The following is a 25,438-nucleotide window of genomic DNA, read 5'->3' as shown; positions in this document are numbered from 1 at the left end:
ACTCCACACGGCCACCCGCGACGTTCAGTCGAACGCCACCACCAGCCGTACGCCGTCGGGCCCGAACCTGCCGGCGAGGGCGCGCATGACTGCCAGCACGTGGCCCCACGGGGTGCCGTTGCCGAAGTAGGAGCCGAGGTTCATCGGTCGATACCGATAGGTCGTGCCGTCGTGCTCCCACGTCGCGGCTTCGGCGGGGGCCAGCGCGGCCGACACTGCTGCCGGTCCGGCGAACGGGACCGCATCCGCCGTCCAGCCGCTCGGCAGCAGCATCGTTCGGTACATCGACGAGCCCTCGTTCGACTCCAGGTAGCCGACGACATGCCCGAACGGCTCGTCCGGGTCGAGTGCGGCCAGCTCGTCCCAGCCGATCCAGGAGGCGATCAGCTCGCCGGACTCGATGTAGCCGTGGAGATCGTCGCGGAGGGCACTCGAGACGTCGTCGGGCAGCCCGCGCGCCGGCGCCAGCGGCTCGAAGCCGTAGCTGTTCCGGATGCCGAAGAGGTAGGCGTGGGCCGGGTAGGCGCCCGCCGGGCCGCCGTCGTCGAGGAGCGGGTAGAGGTCCATGACCTTGCACCACGGCTCGCCGTCGTACCAGTCGGTGTGCGCACCCGGGTGCCGGGCTTCGATGCCGCCGTAGATGTCGGTGCCCACCCGCGAAGCGTACGCACCGACGAGATGCGTGACCGCACGGGTGTTGACCACAGCAGTTGCTGCCACGGCAGGCCAGTTCCTGGCAGAAACTGCTGTGGTCAACAGCTGTCGCTGTGGTCAACCGCTGTCAGGCCGAGCCGATCAGGGCCGCAGACGCCTGTCGTGCGGACCGCCCATGGATCACGGCGGCGGCTCAGTGGTCATCTGCCGCAGGCCCGTGGCCAGCGCGCTGATGCTTCGAGCCAGATCGGCGAGTGCTTGCGTCGTCGCCGCGTCGCCTCCCGTCAGCCCGGAGAGGCGGCTGTATGCCTGGCCGGCCCACTCCTCCGCTGATCTGAAGCTGCTCATTGCTTCGTCGGTGCTCATAGTTCGACGATGCCACGCCGCCCTGATTCGGCACTCCGGGGCCAGGGTGAACTCCGACGGCCCTTGTGGCGGCAGGCCCTGGACCTGGGCAGTTGCCCGAGAGTTACCCCCGAGAGCACGAGAAACGGCGACCGACGCTGCACGGCGTCGCGAGACGTAAGCGCAGGTCAGCCGCCGTTTCGGCGACACTGCCAGGCCCTACCGGGCCCAGGGATCAGATGTCGTAGGTCAGACAGTGATTTAGCCTCTGACCTGCGCAGACACCTCGGTTTCGGGCGGGAGTTCCACACTGGTTACACGAAGCAGCGAGTCGACGGCCTTCCGTGTGCGCTTGTCGCTGCCCGGCATGAGGTGCGTGTACGTCCGCAGCGTGAAGCCGGGGTCCGAGTGACCCAGGTACTCGGAGACGGCCTTGATGCTCTCGCCGTCGTGCAGGAGCGTGCTCGCGTACACGTGGCGCAGCATGTGGCAGCCGTTGTCCCGCTCGACAGGGACACCAGCCTTCTCCAGTGCCTTCTTCCAGATCAAGCGCGCCGCTTCGCGGCGCGGTCGGCGGGGCCCCGCGACGGGGACCCCCGCGCTCCGGGCGCTGCGCGCCCTGCGCGCACCCCCGCTGCACCCCGCCGACCTAGAAATCTTTGAGTCTGACTCCGAGCTGTTCTCGCTCCGCCACGGCGCGGTCTCGCGGAAGCCATTCGATCTCATACCGGCCGACGTGGCTGTGCTTACGGCCCGTGATCCTCCCGGAGCCACCATCCCAGTCGAGGTAGCCCGCGCGCATCTCCGCCACATACGTCCACGGCGCGTAGTCCTCGATCGACTCCTCCTTCGTCCCGTCGCTCCACACCACCACGAGCCATATCCACGGCTGACGGCCGCCACGGGTGGTGAAATAGCCCAGCGAGGACGCCACATGGCCGACGGGCTCACCGTCGCGCAGTAGAACCGCCAGCCCGTTGTGAAACCGCTCCAATTCCGGCCCAAAGTCGGGCTCAGGCAGAGGCTCTACCCGAGGCGTGCGACGGAACCACATACCGACCTCCCTGCTCCAGATTTCAACGCCTCCCTCCCTGCTCCAGATTTCAACGCCTCCGGCGGGCACCGCAGGAATCAAGAGGATCGAGGGAACGCGGTGTCCCTGGTCCTCCGTCATCCGTTGGCTTCACCGGGACCCTGACACCGAACCCGCCGGCAGTGCAACAGGTCCCGCCGCCCGAGCGCACCGCGTCACCCAGGCTCGATGGGGCGGGACCTGTTGCACTGACGGCAGAACCGATGTCCGAGACGTGCCCCGCGCCAACGGATGACGGAGGACCAGGGACCCCGAGCCGGGAGTATGGCCGGGTCGACGACCCGCGCGAGGCGCCACCGAGGAACGCGCCGGGGGAGCGGGACCGCCCGGGGGGGTACACGAGAGTTACACAGGAACACGAGAAACGGCGGCTAACGCTGCACAACGTCGCCAGACGAAAGTGCAGGTCAGCCGCCGTTTCGGGGCATCTCAGCAGGTCACGAGGGACCGGCCGTCAGATGTCGTAGTAGAGCTCGAACTCGTGCGGGTGCGGCCGCAGGCGGATCGGGTCGATCTCGTTCTCGCGCTTGTACGCGATCCAGGTCTCGATCAGGTCCTCCGTGAACACGTCACCGGCGGTGAGGTACTCGTGGTCGGCCTCGAGCGCATCGAGGACGCCGCCGAGCGACGTCGGGACCTGGGCGATCTGCGCGTGCTCCTCGGGCGGCAGCTCGTACAGGTCCTTGTCGACCGGAGCCGGCGGCTCGATGCGGTTCTTGATGCCGTCCAGGCCGGCCATCAGCATCGCGGAGAACGCCAGGTACGGGTTGGACGACGGGTCCGGCGCGCGGAACTCGATGCGCTTGGCCTTCGGCGACGTACCCGTGATCGGGATACGGATCGAGGCGGAGCGGTTACGAGCCGAGTAGACGAGGTTCACGGGGGCCTCGAAGCCCGGGACCAGGCGGTGGTACGAGTTCACCGACGGGTTGGTGAAGGCCAGCAGCGACGGGGCGTGCTTGAGCAGGCCGCCGATGTACCAGCGAGCCAGGTCGGACAGGCCGCCGTAGCCCTTCTCGTCGTAGAACAGCGGCTCGCCGTTCTTCCAGAGCGACTGGTGCGAGTGCATGCCCGAGCCGTTGTCGCCGAAGATCGGCTTCGGCATGAACGTGGCCGACTTGCCGGCCTCGAAGGCGACGTTCTTGATGACGTACTTGAACTTCATCAGGTCGTCGGCGGCGTGCAGCAGGGAGTTGAACTTGTAGTTGATCTCCTGCTGGCCGGCGGTGCCCACCTCGTGGTGCGCGCGCTCGACGGAGAGGCCGACCTGGCCGAGGGTCTTGACCATGTCGTCGCGCAGGTCCGCGAAGCGGTCGCTCGGGGAGGTGGGGAAGTAGCCGCCCTTGTAGCGGGTCTTGTACCCGAGGTTGCCACCCTCCTCCTCGCGGCCGGTGTTCCACGCGGCCTCGACGGAGTCGATGGAGTAGTAGCTCTCGTTCGACGCGGTCTTGAAGCGCACGTCGTCGAAGACGTAGAACTCGGCCTCGGCACCGAAGAAGACGGTGTCGGCGATGCCGGTCGACTTGAGGTAGGCCTCGGCCTTCGCCGCGATGTTGCGCGGGTCGCGGGCGTAGGCGTCACCCGTGAACGGGTCCACGATCGAGAAGTTCACGATCAGGGTCTTGGCCTTGCGGAACGGGTCGATGTACGCCGTCGCGATGTCCGGCACGAGCTTCATGTCGGACTCGTGGATCGCCTGGAAACCGCGGATGGACGAACCGTCGAACATGAGGCCCTCGCTGAAGGCGTCCTCGTCGAACTGCTCGACCGGGATGTTGAAGTGCTGAGTGACACCCGGCAGGTCGATGAACCGGACGTCGACGAACTCCACCCCCTCGTTGCGGGTGAAGGCAATCGCCTCCTCGGCGTTGTTGAACATCTGCGCTCCTTGCTCGCTCGATAAGTCCAGGGGGAGTCCGTCGCACGACGCCGAACGGCTGGGCAGGCTTGCACGCGGATCGCCACGAACCTAAGGGCAGGTGGTTTCTCTCGGGTTACTGATTGTTGCCGGAGTGTTTCTCGCGCCTCTCGACCGTGTAACCGTGGGGAGATGTGCTGGTGGTAGCTCCGGCAGCGTTATCACAGCGTGCCAGAACTCACATGCCGCGGCCCGACGGCGTCCGTCCATCGGACGGCGGTGGGCCGCGCAACGGAGTACGCACGAGGGGCGCCTCCCGGACAGGAGGCGCCCCTCACGAGGTCAGGTCGGTCAGCGACCGCGCATGCCCTTGCGGTCGGGACGGGCGCGGGTCGGGTCGATGCCCTTGGGGATCGGCAGCTTCATGCCGCCGATGGCCTTGAGGCGCTTGCTGATCTCAGCCACCTCGGCCCGGGTCAGCGTCGACTTGAGGCGCGTGACGGCGCGCGCGACCTTGGTCAGCGGCACCTGGCCCTCGCCGTCGCCGCACTGGATCACGGTGACCGGCACGTTGGACAGGATGCGGCTGACCCGCTTGCGCTCCTGGTCGAGCAGGCGCGTCACGCGGTGCGACGGCCCCTCGGAGACCAGCACGACGCCGGCCCGGCCCACACCCCGGAACACGAAGTCCTGGTTGCGGGCGTCGACGGCCACGGGCTCGTCCTCGAACGTCCAGCCGCCCCGCACGGTGCCGAGCGCGGCGCGGGCCGCGCCCGGCTGGCCGGCGATCTGCGTGTACGCGGCCTTCTCCGCACTGCGCGACAGCACGAACATCGCCGCCAGCACGCCGAACGGCACGCCGATGACGAGCGCGTAGACCCACGGGCCCGCGAGCACACCGATGAGCAGCGCGACCGCCACCACACCGACGAACGCGGCGAGCATCCACCAGGTGACGAGCGGGTTCTGCTTGCGGGTCATCTGGTAGACGTCCCACAGCTGGTGATACCAGCGGCGCTTCTTGGGCTTCTTCTGCTTGGTGACGGACGCGTCGTCGCGCGCTTCGCCTCCGGACGAGGTTCGGGCCATGGTCATCGATTCTAGTGCGCTGCGAGGGGTCGGCGTGCCGGGTCAGCGCGCCAGCAGGCTCGCCGCCTCCTGACGGGAAGTGGTGGGCTGTGCGAGGTGCGAGAGCGCCTCGGGGATCGCGCGGCCGTGCTTGGTCATCGCCTGGCCCCACAGCCGGCCCGCGCGGTACGACGAGCGCACCAGCGGTCCCGCCATGACGCCGAGGAAGCCGATCTCCTCCGCGGTCTCGGACAGCTCCACGAACTCCTCCGGCCGCACCCAGCGGTCCACCGGGTGGTGGCGCAGCGACGGGCGCAGGTACTGGGTGATCGTGATGATGTCGCAGCCGGCGTCGTGCAGGTCCTGCAGTGCCTGCTTGACCTCGTCGACGGTCTCGCCCATGCCGAGGATCAGGTTGGACTTGGTGACCAGGCCGGCGTCGCGGGCCCGGGTGATGACGGAGAGCGACCGCTCGTAGGTGAACGCCGGGCGGATCTGCTTGAAGATGCGCGGCACGGTCTCCACGTTGTGCGCGAGCACCTCGGGACGCGACTCGTTGACGGCGTCGAGCAGCTCGGGGATGGCGTTGAAGTCCGGGATGAGGAGCTCCACGCCGGTGCCGGGGTTCAGCGCGTGGATCTGGCGGACGGTCTCCGCGTAGAGCCAGGCGCCGCCGTCGGCCAGGTCGTCGCGGGCGACGCCGGTGACGGTCGAGTACTTCAGGCCCATGGTGCGCACGGACTCCGCGACGCGGCGCGGCTCGTCCTTGTCGAAGTCGGCGGGCTTGCCGGTGTCGATCTGGCAGAAGTCGCAGCGGCGCGTGCACTGGTCACCGCCGATGAGGAACGTGGCCTCGCGGTCCTCCCAGCACTCGAAGATGTTGGGACAGCCGGCCTCCTCGCAGACCGTGTGCAGGCCCTCGCCCTTCACGAGCGATTTCATGTCGCGGTACTCGGGTCCCATCACCGCCCGGGTCTTGATCCACTCGGGCTTCTTCTCGATGGGCGTGGCCGAGTTGCGCGCTTCGATGCGCAACATGCGTCGGCCTTCAGGTGCGATGGTCACGCAGATCCCTCCCAGGTCAGCGGGTGCGCCCAGCCTAAGCCTCGGGCGACCGGCGTCGCGCGGCCGTTCCGGGGGCGGCACGTGTCGTTCGTCACGTGCCCGGGCGAGCGATGGGTCACGCCGTCGCGGCGACGGCCTCGGCCGGCGCGGCGTCCCGCGCGAGCAGCGGTGCGAGACGCTCGATCAGGGCCGCCTCCAGCAGGGGCCGGACCTCGTCGACGGTGATCCGGCGGCCGGCCTCGGCGGTCAGCGAGGTGACGTCGGCGTCCTCCGCCGGGATGCCGCACGGCACGATGTGGTCGAACGCGGCCAGGTCGGCGTCGCAGTTCAGGGCCAGGCCGTGCATGGTGACGCCCTTGGCGACGCGCGCCCCGATGGCACACACCTTGCGTTCGAGCCGGGGGTCGTGCACGTCGGGGGAGTCGGCGGCGACCCAGACGCCGGAGCGGCCCTCGACCCGCATGGTCTCCACACCGAACGCGGTGCACACGTCCATCACGGCCTGCTCCAGCGTGCGGACGTACTCGACGACGTCGAACGGCTTGGCCAGCTTGATGATCGGGTAGGCCACGATCTGGCCCGGCCCGTGCCACGTGATCTTGCCGCCGCGGTCGACCTTGATGACCTCGGTGCCGTCGGTCGGGTACTCGTCGCGGTGCGTGCGCGCGCCCGCCGTGTAGACCGACTCGTGCTCCAGGAAGAAGACGGTGTCGGCCAGGTCCTCCACGCGGACGCCCTCGTGGGTGCGTCGCTGCAGGTCCCAGCCCTCGTGGTACTCGACGTGCCCGGTGAGGTGTCGGATGTCCATGGCCGCAAGCCTAGACCCGCCCCGCAGGGCCGCCGACGGGCCGCCGCGGGACTCCGTCAGCACGCAGGGGTGAAGCCCCGTCAGGACGCCGGGAGGGTCTCCGCCGGGCAGCTCGTCAGCACGTCCTCCATGGCGGCGTGCTCGGCGGGCGTGACCCACAGCTCGTACTTGGCCTTGACGGCGATCTGCCGGGCCACGTACTCGCAGCGGTAGGCCTGGTTCTCCGGCAGCCACTCGGAGGCGTCCTTGGCGCCCTTGCCCATGTTGGCGGGGCCGTCCGAGGCCACGAGGTTGAGCGGGTCGTTCGCGATCGAGACGCGCTTGTCCTTGTCCCACTCGGCCGCGCCGGTGGTCCACGCGTTCATCAGGGCGACGACGTGGTCGATCTGCACGTCGCCGGAGTTCTCGCCGCGCTCGAACTCGATGGTCTCGCCCGTGTACGGGTCGTCGAGCGTGCCTGAGGCGACCTCGCACGAGTCGCCCTCGGTGAGCACGAAGTCGTCGAGGTCCCGCTGGAGCATGTCGTTGCGGGTGTCGCAGCCGTTGTCGTCGACGTCCTGCCAGGCGCTGCCGAAGTCGGACTCGCGGTCGTAGCCGTCCTCGGGGGCGGCGTCCTGCACCTTCAGCGTGTCCAGCGCCGCGAGGGCCGAGCCCTGCGCGCCCTCGGCGGGGGCGACGTCGTCACCCAGTGACTTGACGACGAAGTTGCCGGCGAGCACGAGCGCCGCGACGGCGATGAGCACGAGCTGCAGGGTCTTACGGGTCTGGCTGGACTTCTTGGCTGTGGCGGACACGAGCCCCTCAATCTGTCGGCCGTTGGTCCGGACCGCAGATGGCCGGACAAAGTCTAAGAACGTGCGAAACGCACCTCTTGCCCCAGTCTGCCAGAGTTGTGTTACGGGGATTAAGCGGCTGACCAGTAATCTCGCGTCGCTGCGTCCCGCGGGGCACGATGGGGCCATGGCACTTCGGATCGGGATTGTCGGCTACGGCGGCGCGGGCAGGCAAATTCACGCTCGGCTGGCGCGAGCTGCGGGTATGTCGGTAACCGCGGTCGTCGCGCGCGACTCGGGACGGCGCGTCCAGGCCGCCGGGGACTGGCCCGGCGCGCGGCTCTTCAACGACCTGCCCTCGATGCTGGCGGAGCCGGGTCTCTACGACCTGGTCGTCATCGCCAGCCCCTCCTCCCTGCACGCCGAGCACGCGAACGCCGTCTCCGCGGCGGGCAAGCCCTTCGTGCTGGACAAGCCGATCGCGACGACGGCGGCCGAGGCGCGCCGGGTGGTCGCCGCGGCGTCGTCGTCCGGCACGCCGTTCACCGTGTTCCACAACCGCCGCTGGGACCCCGAGCAGCTCACGCTCAAGGCCCTGCTGGACCGCGGCGACCTCGGCAAGGTGCACACCTTCGAGCGCCACTGGGAGCGCTGGCGGCCCAAGCCCCAGCAGCGGTGGAAGGAGAACGACGTCGTGGGCGGCGGGCTGCTGCTCGACCTCGGCCCGCATCTCGTGGACTCGGCCACCCAGCTGTTCGGGCCCGTCGTCTCGGTGTACGCCGAGACCCGCTCGCTCTCGACGCCCACCGAGGACGACGTGTTCCTCGTGCTGCACCACGCCGCACCGGGCACCAGGCCGGGTGTGGTCCCGGGGCGCGCCGCGGCCGCCGACGTCCTGTTCGGCGTCGAGCCGCCCGCCAAGGGCGTGGTCTCGCGGCTCTGGGCGGGCTCCCTGGTGGGCGCGCCCGGCCCGCGCACGCGCGTGCTGGGGGACGGCGGCGCGTACCTGGTCAACTCGTTCGAGGGCGACGCCTCGCCCTTCGACGTGCTCGACGACGACCAGCCCGACGGCACCCACGGCTGGCTCACCCGCGGCCGCGAGCGGACCGCCGTGCCGCAGCCCCGGGGCGGGCACGGCGACTTCTACTCCGCGGTGGCCGAGTGGCTGGCCGGCGAGGCCGACGTGCCCGTCGATCCCGCCGACGCCGTCCGGACCGCGGAGGTCCTGGACGCGGCACGCGTCTCGGCCAAGGAAGGGCGGCTCGTCGACGTGTGATTCCCCGCGTGTGCCCAGGAGTTCACCCACAGGGCGTCGAATTCGGCAAATCCTGTGGATAAAGAGCGGGCTCCGATGCAACGGAGTTCTCATGATCGGGTGCACTACATCGAATCCGCGGAACTGGTCCGCGTAGCCGTCCCCACCGAGGCCGCGGCACGGGAACTTCTGGTGCGCCGCCTGGACACCCTCGCGACACTTGACCACCCCCATCTCGTGCCGCTCATCGCCATCTCGCCCAACGGCCCGGACAACCTCGACGTCCGCCTGTCGCGGACCGGCGCGGTCGACCTGCCGACCGCCGTCGGCTCGCGCGGCCCCCTGACCGCCGCCGAGGGCGCCGGGATCACCGTCGCCATCGCGCAGGCGCTCGCGGCGCTGCACGCCGTGGGCCTCGTCCACGGCGGCGTGCGGCCCACGGACGTGCTGCTGCGCAGCGACGGCAGCGCCGTGCTGCGCCCGCGCGTCACGCTGCCGGACCACAGCGACGACCCGGTCGACGTCACCTCGCTGGCCACGCTCGTCGAGTCGGTGCTGGGCTTCCCCGGCCCGAGCCTGGACTCCAAGGCCGACCAGGCGCTGCGGGCCGTCCTGGCCCGCGCCCGGGCCGAGGACCCGCGCGACCGGCCCGAGCCGGGCACGCTCGCTGCCCTCGCGAACGACGCCGTGAAGCCGGAGCCGGTGCGGCTCCCGGACGCCTCCGCCCTCGTCTCGGCCGCTATCAGCGGTCCCGTGCCCATCGCGGGCCACGTACCCCTCGGCGCGCACACGCCGTCCGCCTGGCGCTCCGCCGCCAAGACCCTGACGGGGTCCATCGCCGCGGTCGACGCGCGCTCCTGGGCGACCGGCGGGCGGCGCCGGGCGACGATGCCGGTCACGGGCCGGGCCGCCGGCGCGCGACCGGGCGCGAAGGCCGCCGAGCCGCGCGTCACCGCGGGCTCCGTGCTCGCGACGGTCATGATCGCCGCCGGCGTGGTCACGGGGATCACGGCGGGGGTCGTCGCTCTGCCCGAGGCGTTCGGCGGCGAGGAGCCCGCCGTCGCGGCACCCTCGCCCGAGTCCTCCGCCCCCGTCTGGGGCGGTATCAACCCGGTCAGCAACGCCAAGGACCCGGCAGGTGCCGCAGTCGAGCTCACGGAGCGCCGTCTCGCGCTGCTGGCCGGCGCCGTCTCCGACATCAGCACGGTCAACCTGGAGGGCTCACCGGCCTACCTGGCCGACCAGCAGATCCTCGACGAGCTCAAGCAGAACCGTTCCCAGGTGGTCGGCGCATCCGCAGAGGTGGAGTCCACCGAGGTCGTGACGCAGGGCCCGGGCGCCGCCTCGGCCGTGCAGAGCGCGACCACGGCGTCGCGCAAGACGGTCCAGACGTCGGACGACGCCGAGGGGCAGACGTCCGGCAAGAAGGTGCCGATCGAGGCGATCGTGCGGATCCAGTACACGATCACGGCGCACCGCCAGGTCTCCGCCGACGGCGAGACCGCGGTGCCCGCGTCGAAGGAGTCCGCCGACCTGACCCTGGTCTGGACGCCGGGCGGCTGGCGGGTCAGCGAGGTCCGCTGATCCGGCGCGGCTGAACCGGGCCGCGCCGGACCGGTTCAGCGCCCGGCGACCCAGCGCGCCGCCTCCTCGGGGGCGGCGTGCGTCCAGGTGAAGCCGGTGCGGCTCAGCACCGCGGGGACCACCCGCTGGGAGGCCACGAGGTCGCCGGCGAACTGCCCGAGCGCGATCCGCAGGGCGAACCGGGGCACCGTCAGGGCCGCCGGCCGGTCGAGCGCCCGGGCGAGTGCCCGGGTCAGGTCCCGGTTCGTGGTGGGCTCGGGCGCCACGGCGTTGACGGGGCCGCGTACGTCCGCCCCGATGACGTGCCGGATCGCCGCGACCTCGTCGGTGAGCGTGATCCAGCTCCACCACTGCCGGCCGCTGCCCAGCGGGCCGCCGACGCCCAGGCGGAGGAGCGGCAGCAGCCTCCCGAGCGCCCCGCCCGACGGCGCGAGCACGATGCCGCTACGCAGCCAGACGACGCGGGCCCCGGCGTCGGCGGCGGGTGCCGTGGCGTTCTCCCAGGCCTTGACCAGGTCCGCGAGGAAGTCGTCGCCGCGTTCCGACGCCTCGGTCAGGACCTCGTCCCCGCGGTCCCCGTACGCCCCGACCGCCGACGCGTTGACCAGCACGGGCGGCCCGTCCAGGCGCGCGATCGTGCGGGCGAGCAGGCTCGTGGTCGTGGTGCGCGAGCCCAGGAGCTTCTGCTTGTAGGCCGGGGTCCAGCGGTGGTCGCCGATCCCGGCCCCAGCCAGGTTCACGACGGCGTCGGCGCCGTCCAGGGCGGCCGGGTCGAGCTCGCCGGTGCGCGGGTCCCACGGCACGTGCCGGACGCCGGACGGCGCGGCCGACTCGGCAGTGCCGGACGACTCGCTCCCGCGCCGCACCAGCCGGCGCGCGCCGTGCCCTCGGGCGACGAGGTCCGCGACCAGCGCGGAGCCGATGAGGCCGTGCGACCCGGCCACGACTACGTCCATGCCGCGAATCTAGCCTGCCCGACGGCGCCGCACCGGCGGGCAGGACACAGCACGGCAGCCGTGCGCAGACGGCTGTGGCCGGTCCCGAACCCGGAACCGGCCACCACCCGCTGCTGCGGGGTCGACGTCAGGCGCGTGAGCTACCCGGCCGACCCGTTGGTCCTCGTCAGAGACCGACCTCGGCCTCGAACGCGCCCTCCTCGATCCGGTTCTTGATCGCGGTGAGGAAGCGCGCGGCGTCCGCACCGTCGACCAGGCGGTGGTCGTAGGACAGGAAGATGTAGGCCATCGAGCGCACCGCGATGCTCTCGTTGCCCTCGGCGTCGGTCACCACGACCGGGCGCTTGGTGATGGTGCCCGTGCCCAGGATGGCCGCGTGGCCCAGCGGCACGATCGGCGTGTCGATGAGCGAGCCGCCCGAGCCGGTGTTCGTGATGTTGAACGTCCCGCCCGAGAGCTCGTCCGGCGTCACCTTGTTGGCCCGGGTGCGCGCACCCAGGTCCTGGATCTGCCGGGCGATGCCCGCAAGGTTCAGGTCGCCCGCGTTCTTGATGACCGGGACCACGAGGCCACGCTCGGTGTCGACGGCGATGCCGACGTTCTCCGAGCCGTGGTAGGTGATCTCGCCCTTCTCGGTGTCGATCGTGGCGTTGATCTTCGGGTACGCCTTGAGCGCCTCGACGGCGGCCAGCGTGAAGAACGGCAGGAAGGTCAGCTTGGCGCCCTCGCGTGCGGCGAACGACTCCTTGGCCTTGGCCCGGAGCTTCGCGACGCGGGTGACGTCCACCTCCAGCACCGTGGTCAGCTGGGCCTGCGACTGGACCGCCTCGAGCATGCGCTCGGCGACGATCTTGCGCAGGCGCGACATCTTCTCCGTGGTGCCGCGCAGCGGCGACACCTCGAGCTTGGTCGCGGCCGGCGCCTTCGCGGCGGGCGCGGCAGCGGCGGCGGGCGCCGGGGCGGCCTTGGCCTCGGCGGCGGCGAGCACGTCCTCCTTGCGGATGCGGCCACCGACACCGGTGCCCTTCACCTCGGCGACGTCGACGCCCTTCTCCGCGGCGAGCTTGCGCACGAGCGGGGTCAGGTACGAGCCGGCGGAGCGACCGGCCGCGGGCGCCGGAGCAGCCGGGGCAGCGGGCGCGGGAGCCGGGGCGGCGGGAGCCGGGGCGGGGGCCGGAGCCGCCGGGGCAGGGGAGGCTGCCTGGGCCGGCACCGGGGAGTCCGCGGCAGGGTCCGGGACCGGGGTGGCCTCGGCCGGGGCCTCGGTCTTCGGAGCCTCGGCCTTCGGCGCCTCGGGAGCGGCCGGGGCCTCGGCCGCCGGAGCGGCGGCGCCGGAACCGACGCGGGCCAGGATGGCGCCGACCTCGACGGTCTCGTCCTCCTTGACCAGGATCTCCTGGAGCGTCCCCGCGACGGGCGACGGGATCTCGGTGTCGACCTTGTCGGTGGAGACCTCGAGCAGCGGCTCGTCGACGGCGACGTCGTCACCGACCTCCTTGAGCCAGCGCGTCACGGTGCCCTCGGTGACCGACTCGCCCAGCGCGGGCAGCGGCACGTCGGTGCCGCCACCGGCCGGAGCCGGGGCGGGGGCCTCGGCCGGAGCCTCGGCGGGGGCGGGCGCGGGCGACTCCGCAGCGGGGGCCTCGGCGAGAGCGGCCTCGGCCGGCTCAGGCGTCGCCTCGGGCGCGGGGGCCTCCGCCGCGGCGGGCTCGGCGGCGGGGGCCGCCGGGGCGGCACCGGAACCGGAGCCGTCGCCGATGACGGCGAGGGTGGCGCCGACCTCCACGGTGTCGTCCTCCTGGACGAGGATCTGCTCGAGCACGCCGGCGATCGGCGACGGGATCTCGGTGTCGACCTTGTCGGTCGACACCTCGAGCAGCGGCTCGTCGACGGCGACCTCGTCGCCGACAGCCTTGAGCCAGCGGGTGACAGTGCCCTCGGTGACGGATTCGCCGAGGGCCGGCAGCTGCACGTTCTCAGACATGACCTGTGGGGTCTCCTTTGTCGTTATGGTCAGTTGTGGGCGTGCAGAGGCTTGCCGGCCAGTGCCATGTGTGCCTCTCCGAGTGCCTCGTTCTGGGTGGGATGTGCGTGGACGAGCGAGGCGACGTCCTCGGGGAACGCCTCCCAGCCGACGATGAGCTGGCCCTCGCCGATCAGCTCGCCCACACGCGAGCCGATCAGGTGCATACCGACCACGGGTCCGTCCTTGCGGCGCACCAGCTTGGCGAAGCCCTGGGTACCCAGGATCTTGCTCTTGCCGTTGCCCGCCAGGTTGTACTCGATGGTCTCCACCCCGTCCGGGCCGTACAGCTCGGCGGCCCGCGCCTCGGTGACGCCGACCGACGCCACCTCCGGCTCGCAGTAGGTGACCCGCGGGATCGTCGCCTCGTCGATCGGTGCGGGAGACTTGCCCGCGATCTGCTCGGCCACGAAGATGCCTTGCGCGAACCCGCGGTGGGCAAGCTGCAGCCCGGGCACGATGTCGCCGACGGCCCAGACCTGCCCGCCGGCCGGCGTGGTGACGCCGGTGCGAAGCAGCTCGTCGGTCAGCACGAACCCACGGTCGACGCGCACACCGGCGGCCTCGTAGCCGAGGTCGGCGGTCCGCGCTCCACGCCCGACGGCGACGAGCAGCAGCTCGGCGTCGAACGTGGTGCCCGACTCCAGCTCGACCTGGACGCCGTCGTCGGACTGCTTGGCCTGGGCGAAGCGCTCGCCCAGGGAGAACTTGATGCCACGCTTGCGGAACGCGCGCTCCAGCGCCTTCGAGAGAGCGACGTCCTCGTTGGGGACGAGGTGGGGCAGCGCCTCGACGATCTGCACGTCGGCGCCGAAGGACTTCCAGACGCTGGCGAACTCCACGCCGATCACGCCGCCGCCGAGCACCACGACGGACTTCGGCACGGTCTCCAGCGTGAGCGCCTGGTCGGAGGTGAGGATGCGGCCGCCGAGCTGCAGGCCGGGCAGGGTCCGGGCGTACGAGCCGGTCGCGAGCACCACGTGGGTGCCGGTGACGCTGCTCGTCGCGCCGTCCGCGGCGGTGACCTCGACGACGCCGGGGGAGGCGAGCGTGCCGTGCCCCTCGACGACGGTGATCTTCCGCGAGGCGATCAGCCCCTGCAGGCCCTTGTACAGGCCGGCGACCACGGAGTCCTTGTAGGCGAGCACGCCGGGCATGTCGATGCCGTCCAGCGACGTGCGCACGCCGAACTGCGCGCCGTGCGCGGCGGCGTCGGCCACCTCGGCGGCGTGGAGCAGGGCCTTGGTGGGCACGCAGCCCACGTGCAGGCAGGTCCCGCCGAGCTTGCCCTCCTCCACGAGGGCCACGCTCAGGCCCAGCTGTGCCGAGCGGAGCGCGGTGGCGTAGCCACCGCTTCCCCCGCCGAGCACGACGACGTCGAACGTGGTCGGGCTGTCATGCGTAGGCACGTGCTGGCTCCTCGTTGACTCCGCGGAGGTGACCGCGTCGGCTGCGTCGGCTGCGTGGGTTGTCGCCGCATGCCATCTTGACACTTCAGCGGGCGTGGCCCCAATCGTGTACCGGGCTTGTCGGGTGTGACCGTGGCGACATTGACGCTCCGGCGGCCCTGTGACAGGTCGGCCCGCGAGCAGGGCCCGCGAGCAGAAGGTGCGAGTTTCCTGCGATGTGCGTGGAGATGCCTAGGACAGCGCCGGTCTCGCTAGTACCCTCGGTGCATGCCCCGCCAGTCCCGTAGCTCGCTCGCGCGCTTCTTCCAGCGACGCTCCGCACCCGGTAGCGCCGCGCGTCCCACCGGTAACGACGCGCGCCGCCAGACCCTGGCGCACCTCGGTGAGTTCATCGCCTCGCGGGTCGGGGTCGAGGCCTACGTGGAGCCCCCGACCACCGACATCCCCAGCACCATCCTGCTCGTGGCGAGCACCGGGGAGTGGACGCGCCGCCGGGTGCCCGACGAGCGCACCGCGTTCGACCTCGCGAACCAGCTCGGGGTGCCGGTGTACAACGTGCGGTTCACCGGCTACCCCCAGCGGATGCGCGACTGGAACAGCGCCCAGCGCAGGAAGTAGCTACTTCGCGGCGGCCCGGCCCTCGACGAAGGCCAGGAGGGTACGGACGCCGACGCCGGTGCCGCCGCCGGACGTGTAGCCGTGCGCGCCGCCCTCGTTGAACGCGGGGCCGGCGATGTCCAGGTGCGCCCACGGGTGGTCGCCCACGAAGGTCTGCAGGAACAGGCCGGCGTTGAGCATGCCGCCCCAGCGCGGGCCGGAGTTGGCGACGTCGGCCACCTTGGACTTGATGTTGGCCTTGAGCTCCTCCGGGAGCGGCATCGGCCAGAACAGCTCGCCCGAGGCGTCGGCGGCGGCCTTGACCTCGTCGCGCACCTCGTCGGTGCCCATGACGGCGGACGTGCGGCTGCCGAGCGCGACCATCTGGGCGCCGGTGAGCGTGGCGATGTCCAGCACCACGTCGTGGCCGTCCTCGACGGCCGAGACGAGGCCGTCGGCCATGACGATGCGGCCCTCGGCGTCGGTGTTCAGCACCTCGACGGTCTTGCCGCCGTAGATCGTGATGACGTCGGCGGGGCGCTGCGCGTTGCCGCCCGGCATGTTCTCGGCGAGGCAGAGGTAGCCGGTGACGGCGACCGGGAGGTTCAGCTTCGCGGCGGCGATCACCGTGGACAGCACCGCGGCCGCGCCGGCCATGTCGGACTTCATGGCCTCCATGCCGGCGGCCGGCTTGATCGAGATGCCGCCCGAGTCGAACGTGATGCCCTTGCCGACGAGCGCGACCTTCGCGTCCGGCTTGGCCGGCGCGTAGGCGACCTTGACCAGGCGCGGGCCGCGCGACGAACCCTGACCCACGGCCGTGAGGCCGCCGTAGCCGCCCGAGGCGAGCTGCTTGTCGTCCAGCACGGTCACCTTGACGTGCTTCACGTCCTTGGCCGCGGCCTTCGCCGCGTCGGCGAACGTGGCCGGGTACAGCTCGTTGGGCGCGGTGTTGACGAGGTCGCGCGTGGCGTGGACCGCCGCCGCGAGGATCTCGGCCCGCTCGGCGGCCAGCTTGGCCTTCGCGTTCTTGTGCAGCGGGGTGAGGATCTCGATCGCGGCGACCGGGTCCTTGCCGTTCTTCGCGGCGTCCTTGCCGGCGGCGGCCTTCGCACCGTCCTTCGCGGAGCCCTTGCCGGCGGTGCGGTAGCGGTTGAAGGCGTAGGCGCCCAGCAGCGCGCCCTCCGTGACGGCGGTGATCTCGGCGTCGTCGGACGCCGGCAGGGCGATCGCGGCGGACGCGAGGCCCGCCAGCTCGCGGGTCGCGGCGCCTGCCGCGCGGCGCAGCGTCTCGGCGGCGAACGTGCCGTCCTCGGCGCGCTCACCCAGGCCCGTCAGGACGAGGACGTCGGCGGCGAGCTTGTCGCCGGCCGGGATCTTGCGCACCTCGTCGCGGGCGCCGGTGACGCCGAGCTGCGGGGCGAGCGTCTCGAGCTGCGTCAGCAGGTCCGTGGGGAGCTGGTCGGACACGACGGCTACGCCGTCCGACGTCTGGGCGGTCGCCACCACGAGCGCTTCGGCCTTCACGGCGGTGGGATTCTTGCTGGAGAGGGTCACGTCGGTCACGCTGCCGATGGTATCCCGGGCCTCCGACAGCCGGGCCGGGCCCCATCGAGGCGCAGGTCACGCACGATCCGATTGCCGCCCCACAGGGAGCGCCCGGTAGTCTGCAGGACGTGATCCCTGCCCTCCTGCTCCTCGTGGTCGCGCTCTGCGTGGTCCTGGCCGGGTGGGCCGGCTGGTTCGTCGCCCGCGACCGCGCGGTCATCCTGAACCAGCTCTGGGGCGGTGCCGTCATCGAGCTCTTCCTGCTCGTGCAGGGCGTCGTCGCGATCGTGCAGGGTGCGAGCGGGGGCGGGGCGAGCGACCCGGTGCTGTTCTGGGGCTACTTCGCCACCACCCTCGTGATCCTGCCGGTCGCCGCCGCGTGGGCCTTCGCCGAGCGCACCAGGTGGAGCTCGGTGGTGCTGCTCGTGGCCTCGCTGACGGTGGCGTTCCTGGAGTGGCGCATGTGGCAGATCTGGACGGGGGCCTGATGACGATGCCGGAACGGACAGCCGGACGACGGACCGGGCGGGGCTTCGGCCGCGTGCTGGTGACGATCTACGGGGTCCTGGCGTTCGCGGCCATCGGTCGCTCGTCGTACGAGCTCGTCGTGAAGTTCGGCGAGGCGCCCGTGGCCTACACGCTCTCCACGCTCGCCGCGGCGGTGTACGTGGTCGCGACGTTCGCGCTCGCGATCGGCACCCCCGCCTGGCGCGTGACCGCGTGGATCACCGTCGGGATCGAGGCGGTCGGCGTGGTCACGATCGGGGCCCTGTCGCTCGCCGACCCGGACGTGTTCGGCGAGTCGACCGTCTGGTCCGGATTCGGCCAGGGCTACGGTTACGTGCCCCTGGTCCTGCCCTTCGTGGGCCTGTGGTGGCTGTGGCGGACGTCGCGCAGCACGTCCGAGGAGAGGACTGCATGAGCTGGCCGTACTCGTTGTTGTTCAACGGCGTCTTCCGCCGGATGGACCCGGAGCGTGCGCACGAGATCGCATTCTCGCTGATCGAGCGCGCCGGGAGCGTGCCGGTCCTGCGGGACGTCGTGCAGGGCGCGCTCGCCCCCTACCTCGGCCAGCGCGCCGGCGGGCCGGGCAGCGTGCGCCTCTTCGGCCGCGTGGTGCCCGCGCCGTTCGGTCTGGCCGGTGGGTTCGACAAGAACGCGCGCGCCGTCCGGGGCCTGACGATGCTCGGCTTCGGGTTCGTCGAGATCGGCACCGTGACCGCCCGTCCCCAGCCCGGCAACGAGAAGCCGCGCATGTGGCGCGAGCTCGACGTGCGGGGCGTGCGCAACCGGATGGGTTTCAACAACGAGGGCGCCGCCGCCGCCGCGGACCGGCTGCGCGCGCTGCGCCGCACCGCCGCGGGCCGGGCGATCGTCGTCGGCGCCAACATCGGTAAGTCCAAGGTGACGCCGCCCGAGTGCGCCGCCGCCGACTACGCGACGTCGGCCCGGCTGCTGGCCCCCTGGGCGGACTACCTCGTGGTCAACGTCTCGTCCCCGAACACGCCGGGCCTGCGCGACCTGCAGGCGACCGAGTCGCTGCGGCCCATCCTGGAGGCGGTCCGCGCCGCCGCCGACGAGGCCACCACCGGGACGGCCGCGGGCAAGGGCACGGGCCGCAGGATCCCGCTCCTGGTGAAGATCGCCCCCGACCTCGCGAACGAGGACGTCGATGCCGTCGCCGACCTCGTGCTGGAGCTCGGGCTGGACGGCGTGGTCGCCGTCAACACGACCATCGGCCACGACCGCGGCCCAGGCGGGCTGTCCGGCCCGCCGCTGCTCGGCCGGGGCATCGAGGTCGTCGCGCGCCTGCGCGAGCGGCTCGGCACGGGCCCCGTCATCATCGGCGTGGGCGGCATCACCCGGGCCGACGACGTCCGCGCCTACCTGCGCGCCGGAGCCGACCTGACCCAGGGGTACACGTCGTTCGTCTACGAGGGGCCGCTGTGGGCGTCGGAGATCAACCGCGCCCTGACCCGGTCGGCCGGCTCGACGGCTAGTGGGAGGTACGAGTGATCCGTCCGCAGTGGGAGTGGGCCCTGGACGACGCCGAGGGGCGCCGCCTGAGCGAGCCCGTCACGCCCGTCTTCACCGCGCAGTACGACGCCGAGCAGTGGCTCGGTGAGCACTGGCGCGAGCTGGCCGCGGCCGGCGCCGTGCAGGCGAGCCTGCTGCACGACGGCACGCAGGCCGCGCCCGGCGTGGAGCTGCGGATCCCCTAGGCGCTGTCAGCACCTGCGGGTCACCACCACCTCCGGGTCATCGCCGCGACCTGCCGGACGGCACCACCCGGCTCCAGGCCCGGGCGAGCCGCGGCACGGCGTCGGCCAGCTCGGCGGGGGACCGCGTGAAGGTGAGCCGCACACGGGACGCGGAGCCGGTGCTCTCGGGGCTGAAGATCGGCCCGGCCGCCACGAGCGCGCCCTCAGCGGCGGCGGCAGCGGCGAACGCCTGCGCGACCGGCCGCCCCAGGTCGACCCAGCAGAACAGCCCGCCCTGCGGCGTCGGCACGTCCCAGGAGGGGAAGGTCCCCCGGAGCCGGTGGACCAGCAGGTCCCGCCGCTCGCGCAGCATCCGGCGCCGGCCCGCCAGCACCTCCTCGTGGCGCCCGAGCAGCTCCACCACGGCGAGCTGTTCGAGCACGGCCGTCGCGATGTCGGCCGACTGCCGCGCCCGCGCGAGGTGCGAGATCACCTGCGGGTGCGCCCGGACCCAGCCGACGCGGAGCCCGCCCCAGAACGCCTTCGACGCGGAACCCACCGTGACCACGTGCGGCGACGTCCCGTCCCCGGCGAACGCCGGCGGCAGCTCGACGTCCGACAGGTTGAGCTCCACGAGCGTCTCGTCGCCCACGACCGTGACGCCGTACCGGTCCGCGATCTCCCGGACCGCCGCGCGCTCGTCGGCGGACATCACGAACGCCGTCGGGTTCTGGAAGTCCGGCACGAGGTACACCAGCCGAGGCTGGGCGCGCCGCACCGTGGAGGCGAGCAGGTCGACGTCGAGCGGCCCCGTGGGCACGCCGACCACCCGGCCCCCGGCGTCGCGCATCGACTCCATGGCGTGGAAGTAGGTGGGCGACTCCACGACCGCCCGGTCACCCGGGTGCAGGTGGGTGTTCGCCAGCAGCGCGATCGCCTGCTGGGCTCCGGTGGTCACCAGGATCTCGTCGGCGGTGGTCGGCACGCCGCGCTCGCGGTAGCGGGCGGCGACGGCCTCGCGCAGCGGCGTGAGGCCGTGCGGCTCGTACCCGCCCGAGTCGAGGTACGCGGGCAGGCGCTCCAGGGCCCGCGCGAACGCCTCGTGCAGCTCCGGCGGCGCGGGCGGGGTCGCCTGCCACAGGTCCAGGTGCCCGACGGCGGACGGCAGGCCTCCGGGCGTCACGGCCCGCAGGGCGTCGTCGGCCACCGGGGCGTCGCCGCCCGCCGGCCTCCCGGGGGCGGGATCGGCGCTGCGCTGCGGCAGCGTGGCGACCGTGCCCGACCCGACGCGGCTGACCGCGAAGCCCAGCTCGCGCAGCCGCGCGTACGCGCCCGACGTCGTGGTGCGCGACACCTTGAGCGTCGCCGCGAGCTCACGTTCGCTGGGCAGCCGGGTGTTGGGGGCGAGCGTGCCGGACAGGACGGCAGCGCGCAGGGCGTCGGCGAGCGCCACGTAGGCGGGCCCGCCCGCGTGCCACGAGCCGAGCAGCCGGGCGGTCGTGGCGGGGGAGAGCTGGCGCAGCACGGTCGGGGTCGCGGCGGACATAGGGGCCACTCTTGCGCGATTGGCCCTGGATGACAAGGCCAATGGAGCCGCACCATGGGCACATGACGACGACCACCGGCCGCCCGGCCGAGCCTGCCCCCGAGACCGCGGCCGTGTCCGCACCCGACGTGACCACCGCCGAGATCGCCGCCGGCGCTCCCGGTGCCCCCGTGCTGATGCGCCCGGTGCGCCGCGGCGTCCAGCTCCTGCTCGGGCTCGTGGGCTTCGGCGTCGCGACCGCGATGATGCTGCACTCGGGCCAGGGCGCCATGCCGTGGGCCGTGCTGGACCAGGGCATCGTGGACCGGACCGGGCTGGCGTACGGCTGGGTCGTGCTCGGGGTCGGGCTGCTGGTGATGCTCGCGTGGATCCCGCTGCGCCAGAAGCCCGGGATCGGCACGATCGCCAACATCATCGTGATCAGCCTCGTCATCGACCCCTCGCTGTGGGTGCTCGAGCGGCTGCTGCCCGAGCCGGCGCTCGCGACCGGGATCGCGCTCGCGCTGGCCGGGACGGTGCTCCTCGGCGTGAGCACCGCGGCCTACGTCGGCGCCCGGCTCGGGCCCGGGCCGCGCGACGGCCTGATGACCGGCATCGTGCAGCGCACGGGCTGGCCCGTGTGGCTGGTCAAGACCGTCATCGAGGTCACGGTGGTCGTGGTCGGCGTGCTGCTGGGCGGCACGTTCGGGTGGGCGACCGTGGTGTTCGCCTTCGGGGTGGGCCCGGTGGTCCAGGTCGCCGCGCGCTGGCTCGCGCCGCGCGGGCTCGTCGGGTGATCGCGCCGGCCGGCCTCGCCGTCGGCGGGTAAACCTGCGAGCCTCGGTGACCGTGGTGGGGGACATGAGCACCGACACGGACGAGACCGGTCAGACAGGGGCAGGACACGCGGAGGACGGGATCGCGGACACCGAGCACGCCACCGTCCGCGTGGCCCGGGCACCCGACGACGACTTCGTCGCGTTCGTCGAGACGGCCGGACCCTACCTGTACCGCACCGCGTACCTGCTGTCCGGTGACACCCACCGGGCCGAGGACCTGGTGCAGACGGCGTTCGAGCGCACCTACCGCGTCTGGGACCGGGTGCGGGACCGCGAGCCGCGGGCCTATGCCCGGCGCGTCCTGGTGAACCTGCGCATCGACACGTGGCGGCACACCCGGCGCGAGGTCGTGCCGGGTGACGACCACCTCCCGGTGGGCACCACCCCGGACCGGGCCGCCGAGGTGGAGCTCCGGGACGCCCTCGTCCGCGCGCTCGCGCGGCTCGCGCCGCAGCAGCGACGCGTCGTGGTGCTCCGGCACCTGCTGGACCTCTCGGAGGCGGACGTCGCGGCCGAGCTCGGCCGGAGCGTCGGCACGGTCAAGGCGACCAACGCCCGCGCGCTGGAGCGGCTGCGCGGGTTCGTCGCCGAGGCGGACCTGGACGCCGTCGACGCGCCCGCCCTGGACGGAGCCGCGGTGCTGCGGGGCAGCAGGGCGGCGCTGCGCCGTCGCCGGGCCGCGCAGGGCGCGACGTCGGGCGTCGCCGCGGTCCTGCTGGTGTGGTTCCTGGTGGGTCCGGTACGGGTGCCAGGCCTGGGGGAGGTCGCGCTGCCGGGCAGCCAGTGGTTCCGAGAGGTGACCGGCATCGAGCGGCTGCTCGAACGGCGCGACGACGCGGCCCCGGGGCCGGGCCTGACCACCGCGCCGGTCGGCACCGCCGAGGTGGAGCCACTGCTGGAGACCTTCGCCGTCGCCTATGACGGGACCGCCACGGCGACGCTCGCGGAGGACGGCTCGTACTTCATGGTGAAGCAGTTCGAGGAGTCCGGGGACCCCGACCTGCCCGAGGGTTCCGGCTCGTCGGTGATCGAGAGCGTGGAGATCCAGGGGGACGGGATCCCGCACGCCGTCGAGTACGAGGCCTCGACCGCGCTCGACGGCCAGAGCACCGTGGTCACCGCGGCAGCACGCCAGGACGACCGGCTCGCATGGGTCCAGTCACCCGTCAGCGACGGCGCCTCGGGCGTGTGGGCGATCCGCGTGCGGGAGCCGGGCTCGGGCGCGGTGACCGTGGTGGAGCACAGTGCGTCGGACCACGCGGAAGACGGTGCGGCCCTCGGTGACCCGTGGCTCGGGCTCACCGCCGGGCGGGTCGCCTGGCTGACCGAGACCCCCGGACCGGACGGCAAGCTCGTGCGCGCCGTCTCGGCGACGGCGCTGGACGGCCCTGGCAGCGGCGGCGGCACCGGCGGCGAGCAGGACGTCGCGACAGGGGTCCGCACGTTCGCGACCCACGACGACGAGCTGGTGGTCACGACCGTGGAGCGGGTCGCCGACGGCACGTTGCGGTACGCCATCACTTCTCACCGCGACGACGGGCGCACCGAGACCCTGCGGCCCGCCGCCCCGGTGCCGCCCGGCACCGGCGCCTACTGGGGGCGCGAGCTCGCGGCGTCCGACCAGCTCGTGGCCTGGAACGACGGCGCGACGATCCACGTGCTGGACCGTGCGACAGGCCGGGAGCGGGTCTTCGAGCCGGAGGCCGCCGAGGAGGTCGTGACCTCGCTGGACGCGTCGGCGGGCGACGTGGTGTGGAGCACCGACGGGAACGAGGGCACCACCGTGTACCTGGTCGCCGACGCGGTCGGAGCCGGGCGGCCCCAGGTGGTGGACCGGCTCGAGATCGTCCGCAACGACGCCGCGTCGTCCGCGGCGGTCGCGGGCGACCTCGTCGCCTGGCAGGTGGAGAGCGCGGGCGCCGGCACGGCGTCGCTGTACCGGGCCAGGTTCACGCCCTGAGCGTCCGAGGTCGGGCCGCGGTCAGCACCCAGGGCGGACGTGGCCATTCCGCTGCGCGAAACCGGGTCAAAGCGATTCGATCGTTGTCATAGGCTGATGCCATGGTCAACTACCGGTACCTCGGCAACAGCGGTCTCAAGATCTCGGAGATCACGTACGGCAACTGGCTCACCCACGCCTCGCAGGTGGAGAACGACGTCGCGACGGCGTGCGTCCGCGCGGCCCTCGACGCCGGCATCAGCACCTTCGACACCGCGGACGCGTACGCCAACACGGCCGCGGAGCAGGTGCTCGGCGACGCGCTGCAGGGCGAGCGCCGCGAGTCCCTCGAGATCTTCACCAAGGTGTACTGGCCCACCGGGCCGAAGGGTCCCAACGACGTGGGTCTGTCCCGCAAGCACATCCTGGAGTCGATCAACGGCTCCCTGACGCGCCTCGGCACCGACTACGTCGACCTCTACCAGGCGCACCGCTACGACGTGGAGACGCCGCTGGAGGAGACGATGCAGGCGTTCGCCGACGTCGTCCGCCAGGGCAAGGCCCTCTACATCGGCGTCTCGGAGTGGACCGCCGACCAGATCCGCGCCGGCGCCGCGCTCGCCAAGGAGCTCGGCTTCCAGCTCATCTCCTCGCAGCCGCAGTACTCGATGCTGTGGCGCGTCATCGAGGACGAGGTCGTGCCCGCCTCGAAGGAGGTCGGCGTCTCCCAGATCGTGTGGTCGCCGATGGCTCAGGGCGTGCTCTCCGGCAAGTACCTGCCGGGCCAGGCCGCCCCGGCGGGCTCGCGGGCCACGGACCAGAAGGGCGGCGCGCAGACGATCAGCCGCTTCATGAGCGACGAGACCCTGACCGCCGTGCAGAACCTCAAGCCGGTCGCCGACGAGCTGGGCCTGTCCATGGCGCAGCTCGCCGTGGCCTGGGTGCTGCAGAACGACAACGTGGCCGCCGCGCTCGTGGGCGCGTCCCGCCCCGAGCAGGTCGCGGAGAACGTCAAGGCGTCGGGCGTGACCATCCCGGCCGAGCTGCTCAAGCAGATCGACGAGGCCCTTGACGGCGTCGTCGAGCGCGACCCGGCCAAGACCCTCGAGGGCATGCCGAAGAAGCGCCCCGCCTGACCTTCGGCTCCCGGAGCTGAAAGACCTGTGGCGAGGCGGAACCCACCGGTTCCGCCTCGCCACAGGTCTGTGGTGTCAGTTCCGGGTCATTCCGGGTAGTTGCCGCGCTTCTTGCTCATCGGCTTGGGCAGCCGCGACCGGCGCAGCTGGTAGGCGCGCGTGACCGTGTACATCACGAGGCCGCGCGGGACCTCGCCGAACTTGGCCGTCAGGCGCTTCTTCAGCGAACGCCACAGCAGCCACACGTCGATGATCGTCAGGAACAGGAACCCGTACAGGCCGAGCATCACGAAGATGCTGAGCTGCGGGTACTGCGTCGTGAAGAACGTCGCGAACAGGAAGATGAACGCGACCGGCAGGAAGAACTCGCCGAGGTTCCAGCGCGCGTCCACGAAGTCGCGCACGTACCGGCGCACCGGGCCCTTGTCCTTGGCCGGCATGTACCGCTCGTCGCCGGTCTGCATCGCCTGGTAGGAGCGCTCCCGGTCGATGCGCGACTTCTCGCGCTGGGCCTTGCGGGCCGCCCGGCGGTCGTCCGGGACCAGGGGACGCTTGTTCGCGGCCTGCGCGACGTTGCGCTTGGGCGTGGGCCGGCCCTTGCCGGCGGCGGCGCCCGACGTCGGGTCGGACGTCGGCGTCACCTCGTCCGGGGAGTCGCCCACGGGGGTCACGCCGTCTGGAGTCGAAGTCTTGCTGCGGGAGAACACCCTCCCAGCCTAATCGCTCCCGGCACTGGCCGGTTCCGAGCCGTTAACGTGGGGC

General features: G+C 72.2%; 25 protein-coding genes. 10 read left to right on the top strand and 15 right to left on the bottom strand.

What is annotated here, in order from left to right:
• Positions 1-24: 24 nt before the first annotated feature.
• From ACH45N_RS20685 to ACH45N_RS20645, 9 genes are all read right to left on the bottom strand, one after another.
• Positions 25-654, bottom strand: a complete 630-nt coding sequence (locus ACH45N_RS20685) for a hypothetical protein (protein WP_397397276.1) — start codon at positions 652-654, stop codon at positions 25-27.
• Between the two features lie 180 nt (positions 655-834).
• A complete protein-coding gene (locus tag ACH45N_RS20680; RefSeq protein ID WP_397397274.1) occupies positions 835-1,020 on the bottom strand; it encodes a hypothetical protein in 186 nt (61 codons plus the stop codon).
• Between the two features lie 240 nt (positions 1,021-1,260).
• A complete protein-coding gene (locus tag ACH45N_RS20675; RefSeq protein WP_397397272.1) occupies positions 1,261-1,725 on the bottom strand; it encodes a tyrosine-type recombinase/integrase in 465 nt (154 codons plus the stop codon).
• Complete coding sequence (locus tag ACH45N_RS20670) at positions 1,649-2,173, bottom strand: hypothetical protein (protein ID WP_397397533.1); 525 nt, start codon at positions 2,171-2,173, stop codon at positions 1,649-1,651. The genes ACH45N_RS20675 and ACH45N_RS20670 overlap by 77 nt, the downstream gene beginning before the upstream one ends.
• 373 nt (positions 2,174-2,546) lie before the next feature.
• A complete protein-coding gene (glnA, locus tag ACH45N_RS20665) occupies positions 2,547-3,971 on the bottom strand; it encodes a type I glutamate--ammonia ligase (protein ID WP_397397270.1) in 1,425 nt (474 codons plus the stop codon).
• A 330-nt stretch (positions 3,972-4,301) separates the two neighbouring features.
• Positions 4,302-5,039, bottom strand: a complete 738-nt coding sequence (locus ACH45N_RS20660; protein WP_397397268.1) for a DUF4191 domain-containing protein — start codon at positions 5,037-5,039, stop codon at positions 4,302-4,304.
• A 42-nt stretch (positions 5,040-5,081) separates the two neighbouring features.
• Entirely contained in the window at positions 5,082-6,083 is a 1,002-nt protein-coding gene (gene lipA, locus ACH45N_RS20655) for a lipoyl synthase (RefSeq protein WP_108493590.1), read from the bottom strand.
• Positions 6,084-6,198: 115 nt separating this feature from the next.
• Positions 6,199-6,891: a lipoyl(octanoyl) transferase LipB gene (gene lipB / locus ACH45N_RS20650; RefSeq protein ID WP_397397266.1), complete on the bottom strand. Its 693-nt coding sequence runs from the start codon at positions 6,889-6,891 to the stop codon at positions 6,199-6,201.
• A gap of 80 nt (positions 6,892-6,971) precedes the next feature.
• Positions 6,972-7,685, bottom strand: a complete 714-nt coding sequence (locus ACH45N_RS20645; RefSeq protein ID WP_397397264.1) for an HNH endonuclease family protein — start codon at positions 7,683-7,685, stop codon at positions 6,972-6,974.
• Positions 7,686-7,851: 166 nt separating this feature from the next.
• On the opposite strand from ACH45N_RS20645, the gene ACH45N_RS20640 reads away from it, so the two are divergent.
• Positions 7,852-8,940 (top strand): Gfo/Idh/MocA family oxidoreductase, encoded by a 1,089-nt coding sequence (locus ACH45N_RS20640; protein WP_397397262.1) that lies wholly within the window; start codon positions 7,852-7,854, stop codon positions 8,938-8,940.
• A 99-nt stretch (positions 8,941-9,039) separates the two neighbouring features.
• Entirely contained in the window at positions 9,040-10,503 is a 1,464-nt protein-coding gene (locus ACH45N_RS20635) for a hypothetical protein (RefSeq protein WP_397397260.1), read from the top strand.
• A 35-nt stretch (positions 10,504-10,538) separates the two neighbouring features.
• Here ACH45N_RS20635 and ACH45N_RS20630 read toward each other — a convergent pair whose 3' ends face one another.
• The 3 genes from ACH45N_RS20630 to lpdA all read right to left on the bottom strand — a co-directional run bounded on the left by ACH45N_RS20630 (position 10,539) and on the right by lpdA (position 14,891).
• On the bottom strand, positions 10,539-11,459 hold the full coding sequence (locus tag ACH45N_RS20630) for a TIGR01777 family oxidoreductase (RefSeq protein ID WP_397397258.1): 921 nt from the start codon (positions 11,457-11,459) through the stop codon (positions 10,539-10,541).
• Positions 11,460-11,625: 166 nt separating this feature from the next.
• Positions 11,626-13,443, bottom strand: coding sequence for a 2-oxoglutarate dehydrogenase, E2 component, dihydrolipoamide succinyltransferase (gene sucB / locus ACH45N_RS20625; RefSeq protein WP_397397256.1), 1,818 nt, complete (start codon positions 13,441-13,443; stop codon positions 11,626-11,628).
• 29 nt (positions 13,444-13,472) lie between these two features.
• A complete protein-coding gene (gene lpdA / locus ACH45N_RS20620) occupies positions 13,473-14,891 on the bottom strand; it encodes a dihydrolipoyl dehydrogenase (protein WP_397397254.1) in 1,419 nt (472 codons plus the stop codon).
• A 267-nt stretch (positions 14,892-15,158) separates the two neighbouring features.
• On the opposite strand from lpdA, the gene ACH45N_RS20615 reads away from it, so the two are divergent.
• Positions 15,159-15,509, top strand: a complete 351-nt coding sequence (locus tag ACH45N_RS20615; RefSeq protein WP_397397252.1) for an oxidoreductase — start codon at positions 15,159-15,161, stop codon at positions 15,507-15,509.
• Here ACH45N_RS20615 and ACH45N_RS20610 read toward each other — a convergent pair whose 3' ends face one another.
• The gene (locus ACH45N_RS20610) at positions 15,510-17,054 is read right to left on the bottom strand and encodes a leucyl aminopeptidase (protein ID WP_397397250.1); all 1,545 of its coding nucleotides are present in this window, start codon (positions 17,052-17,054) and stop codon (positions 15,510-15,512) included.
• A gap of 110 nt (positions 17,055-17,164) precedes the next feature.
• Between ACH45N_RS20610 and ACH45N_RS20605 the strand changes: the two genes are divergently transcribed.
• The 4 genes from ACH45N_RS20605 to ACH45N_RS20590 are packed head-to-tail and all read left to right on the top strand — an operon-like array spanning position 17,165 to position 19,258.
• Positions 17,165-17,524 (top strand): hypothetical protein, encoded by a 360-nt coding sequence (locus ACH45N_RS20605; protein WP_397397248.1) that lies wholly within the window; start codon positions 17,165-17,167, stop codon positions 17,522-17,524.
• Entirely contained in the window at positions 17,524-17,958 is a 435-nt protein-coding gene (locus ACH45N_RS20600) for a hypothetical protein (protein ID WP_397397246.1), read from the top strand. The genes ACH45N_RS20605 and ACH45N_RS20600 overlap by 1 nt, the downstream gene beginning before the upstream one ends.
• Positions 17,955-19,052 (top strand): quinone-dependent dihydroorotate dehydrogenase, encoded by a 1,098-nt coding sequence (locus tag ACH45N_RS20595; protein ID WP_397397244.1) that lies wholly within the window; start codon positions 17,955-17,957, stop codon positions 19,050-19,052. Before ACH45N_RS20600 ends, ACH45N_RS20595 begins: the two co-directional genes overlap by 4 nt.
• Positions 19,049-19,258 (top strand): hypothetical protein, encoded by a 210-nt coding sequence (locus ACH45N_RS20590; protein WP_397397242.1) that lies wholly within the window; start codon positions 19,049-19,051, stop codon positions 19,256-19,258. Before ACH45N_RS20595 ends, ACH45N_RS20590 begins: the two co-directional genes overlap by 4 nt.
• Before the next feature lie 37 nt (positions 19,259-19,295).
• On the opposite strand, the gene ACH45N_RS20585 is transcribed toward ACH45N_RS20590, so the two are convergent.
• Positions 19,296-20,783 carry a PLP-dependent aminotransferase family protein gene (locus tag ACH45N_RS20585; protein WP_397397240.1) on the bottom strand — a complete coding sequence of 496 codons (1,488 nt, stop codon included), beginning with the start codon at positions 20,781-20,783 and terminating at the stop codon, positions 19,296-19,298.
• 62 nt (positions 20,784-20,845) lie between these two features.
• Between ACH45N_RS20585 and ACH45N_RS20580 the strand changes: the two genes are divergently transcribed.
• From ACH45N_RS20580 to ACH45N_RS20570, 3 genes are all read left to right on the top strand, one after another.
• Positions 20,846-21,559 (top strand): YitT family protein, encoded by a 714-nt coding sequence (locus ACH45N_RS20580; protein WP_397397238.1) that lies wholly within the window; start codon positions 20,846-20,848, stop codon positions 21,557-21,559.
• Between the two features lie 64 nt (positions 21,560-21,623).
• Entirely contained in the window at positions 21,624-23,561 is a 1,938-nt protein-coding gene (locus ACH45N_RS20575) for a SigE family RNA polymerase sigma factor (RefSeq protein ID WP_397397236.1), read from the top strand.
• Between the two features lie 101 nt (positions 23,562-23,662).
• Positions 23,663-24,676, top strand: coding sequence for an aldo/keto reductase family protein (locus ACH45N_RS20570; RefSeq protein ID WP_397397234.1), 1,014 nt, complete (start codon positions 23,663-23,665; stop codon positions 24,674-24,676).
• Between the two features lie 86 nt (positions 24,677-24,762).
• On the opposite strand, the gene ACH45N_RS20565 is transcribed toward ACH45N_RS20570, so the two are convergent.
• Positions 24,763-25,383, bottom strand: a complete 621-nt coding sequence (locus ACH45N_RS20565; RefSeq protein WP_397397232.1) for a DUF3043 domain-containing protein — start codon at positions 25,381-25,383, stop codon at positions 24,763-24,765.
• Between the last annotated feature and the right edge of the window lie 55 nt (positions 25,384-25,438).

Source organism: Promicromonospora sp. NPDC019610, from assembly GCF_044389365.1.
Lineage (GTDB): Bacteria > Actinomycetota > Actinomycetes > Actinomycetales > Cellulomonadaceae > Promicromonospora.
Note: the sequence above shows the minus strand (reverse complement) of the source record. Positions and strands in the feature narration are given on the sequence as shown.

Excerpts from the sequence above, each read along its gene's own strand:
- ACH45N_RS20680 (WP_397397274.1), bottom strand. The coding sequence starts at position 1,020 with ATGAGCACCGACGAAGCAATGAGCAGCTTCAGATCAGCGGAGGAGTGG.
- ACH45N_RS20675 (WP_397397272.1), bottom strand. The coding sequence starts at position 1,725 with ATGAGATCGAATGGCTTCCGCGAGACCGCGCCGTGGCGGAGCGAGAAC.
- ACH45N_RS20670 (WP_397397533.1), bottom strand. The coding sequence starts at position 2,173 with ATGACGGAGGACCAGGGACACCGCGTTCCCTCGATCCTCTTGATTCCT.
- glnA (WP_397397270.1), bottom strand. The coding sequence starts at position 3,971 with ATGTTCAACAACGCCGAGGAGGCGATTGCCTTCACCCGCAACGAGGGG.
- ACH45N_RS20660 (WP_397397268.1), bottom strand. The coding sequence starts at position 5,039 with ATGGCCCGAACCTCGTCCGGAGGCGAAGCGCGCGACGACGCGTCCGTC.
- lipB (WP_397397266.1), bottom strand. The coding sequence starts at position 6,891 with ATGGACATCCGACACCTCACCGGGCACGTCGAGTACCACGAGGGCTGG.
- ACH45N_RS20640 (WP_397397262.1), top strand. The coding sequence starts at position 7,852 with ATGGCACTTCGGATCGGGATTGTCGGCTACGGCGGCGCGGGCAGGCAA.
- ACH45N_RS20630 (WP_397397258.1), bottom strand. The coding sequence starts at position 11,459 with ATGGACGTAGTCGTGGCCGGGTCGCACGGCCTCATCGGCTCCGCGCTG.
- sucB (WP_397397256.1), bottom strand. The coding sequence starts at position 13,443 with ATGTCTGAGAACGTGCAGCTGCCGGCCCTCGGCGAATCCGTCACCGAG.
- ACH45N_RS20615 (WP_397397252.1), top strand. The coding sequence starts at position 15,159 with ATGCCCCGCCAGTCCCGTAGCTCGCTCGCGCGCTTCTTCCAGCGACGC.
- ACH45N_RS20600 (WP_397397246.1), top strand. The coding sequence starts at position 17,524 with ATGACGATGCCGGAACGGACAGCCGGACGACGGACCGGGCGGGGCTTC.
- ACH45N_RS20595 (WP_397397244.1), top strand. The coding sequence starts at position 17,955 with ATGAGCTGGCCGTACTCGTTGTTGTTCAACGGCGTCTTCCGCCGGATG.
- ACH45N_RS20585 (WP_397397240.1), bottom strand. The coding sequence starts at position 20,783 with ATGTCCGCCGCGACCCCGACCGTGCTGCGCCAGCTCTCCCCCGCCACG.
- ACH45N_RS20580 (WP_397397238.1), top strand. The coding sequence starts at position 20,846 with ATGACGACGACCACCGGCCGCCCGGCCGAGCCTGCCCCCGAGACCGCG.
- ACH45N_RS20575 (WP_397397236.1), top strand. The coding sequence starts at position 21,624 with ATGAGCACCGACACGGACGAGACCGGTCAGACAGGGGCAGGACACGCG.
- ACH45N_RS20570 (WP_397397234.1), top strand. The coding sequence starts at position 23,663 with ATGGTCAACTACCGGTACCTCGGCAACAGCGGTCTCAAGATCTCGGAG.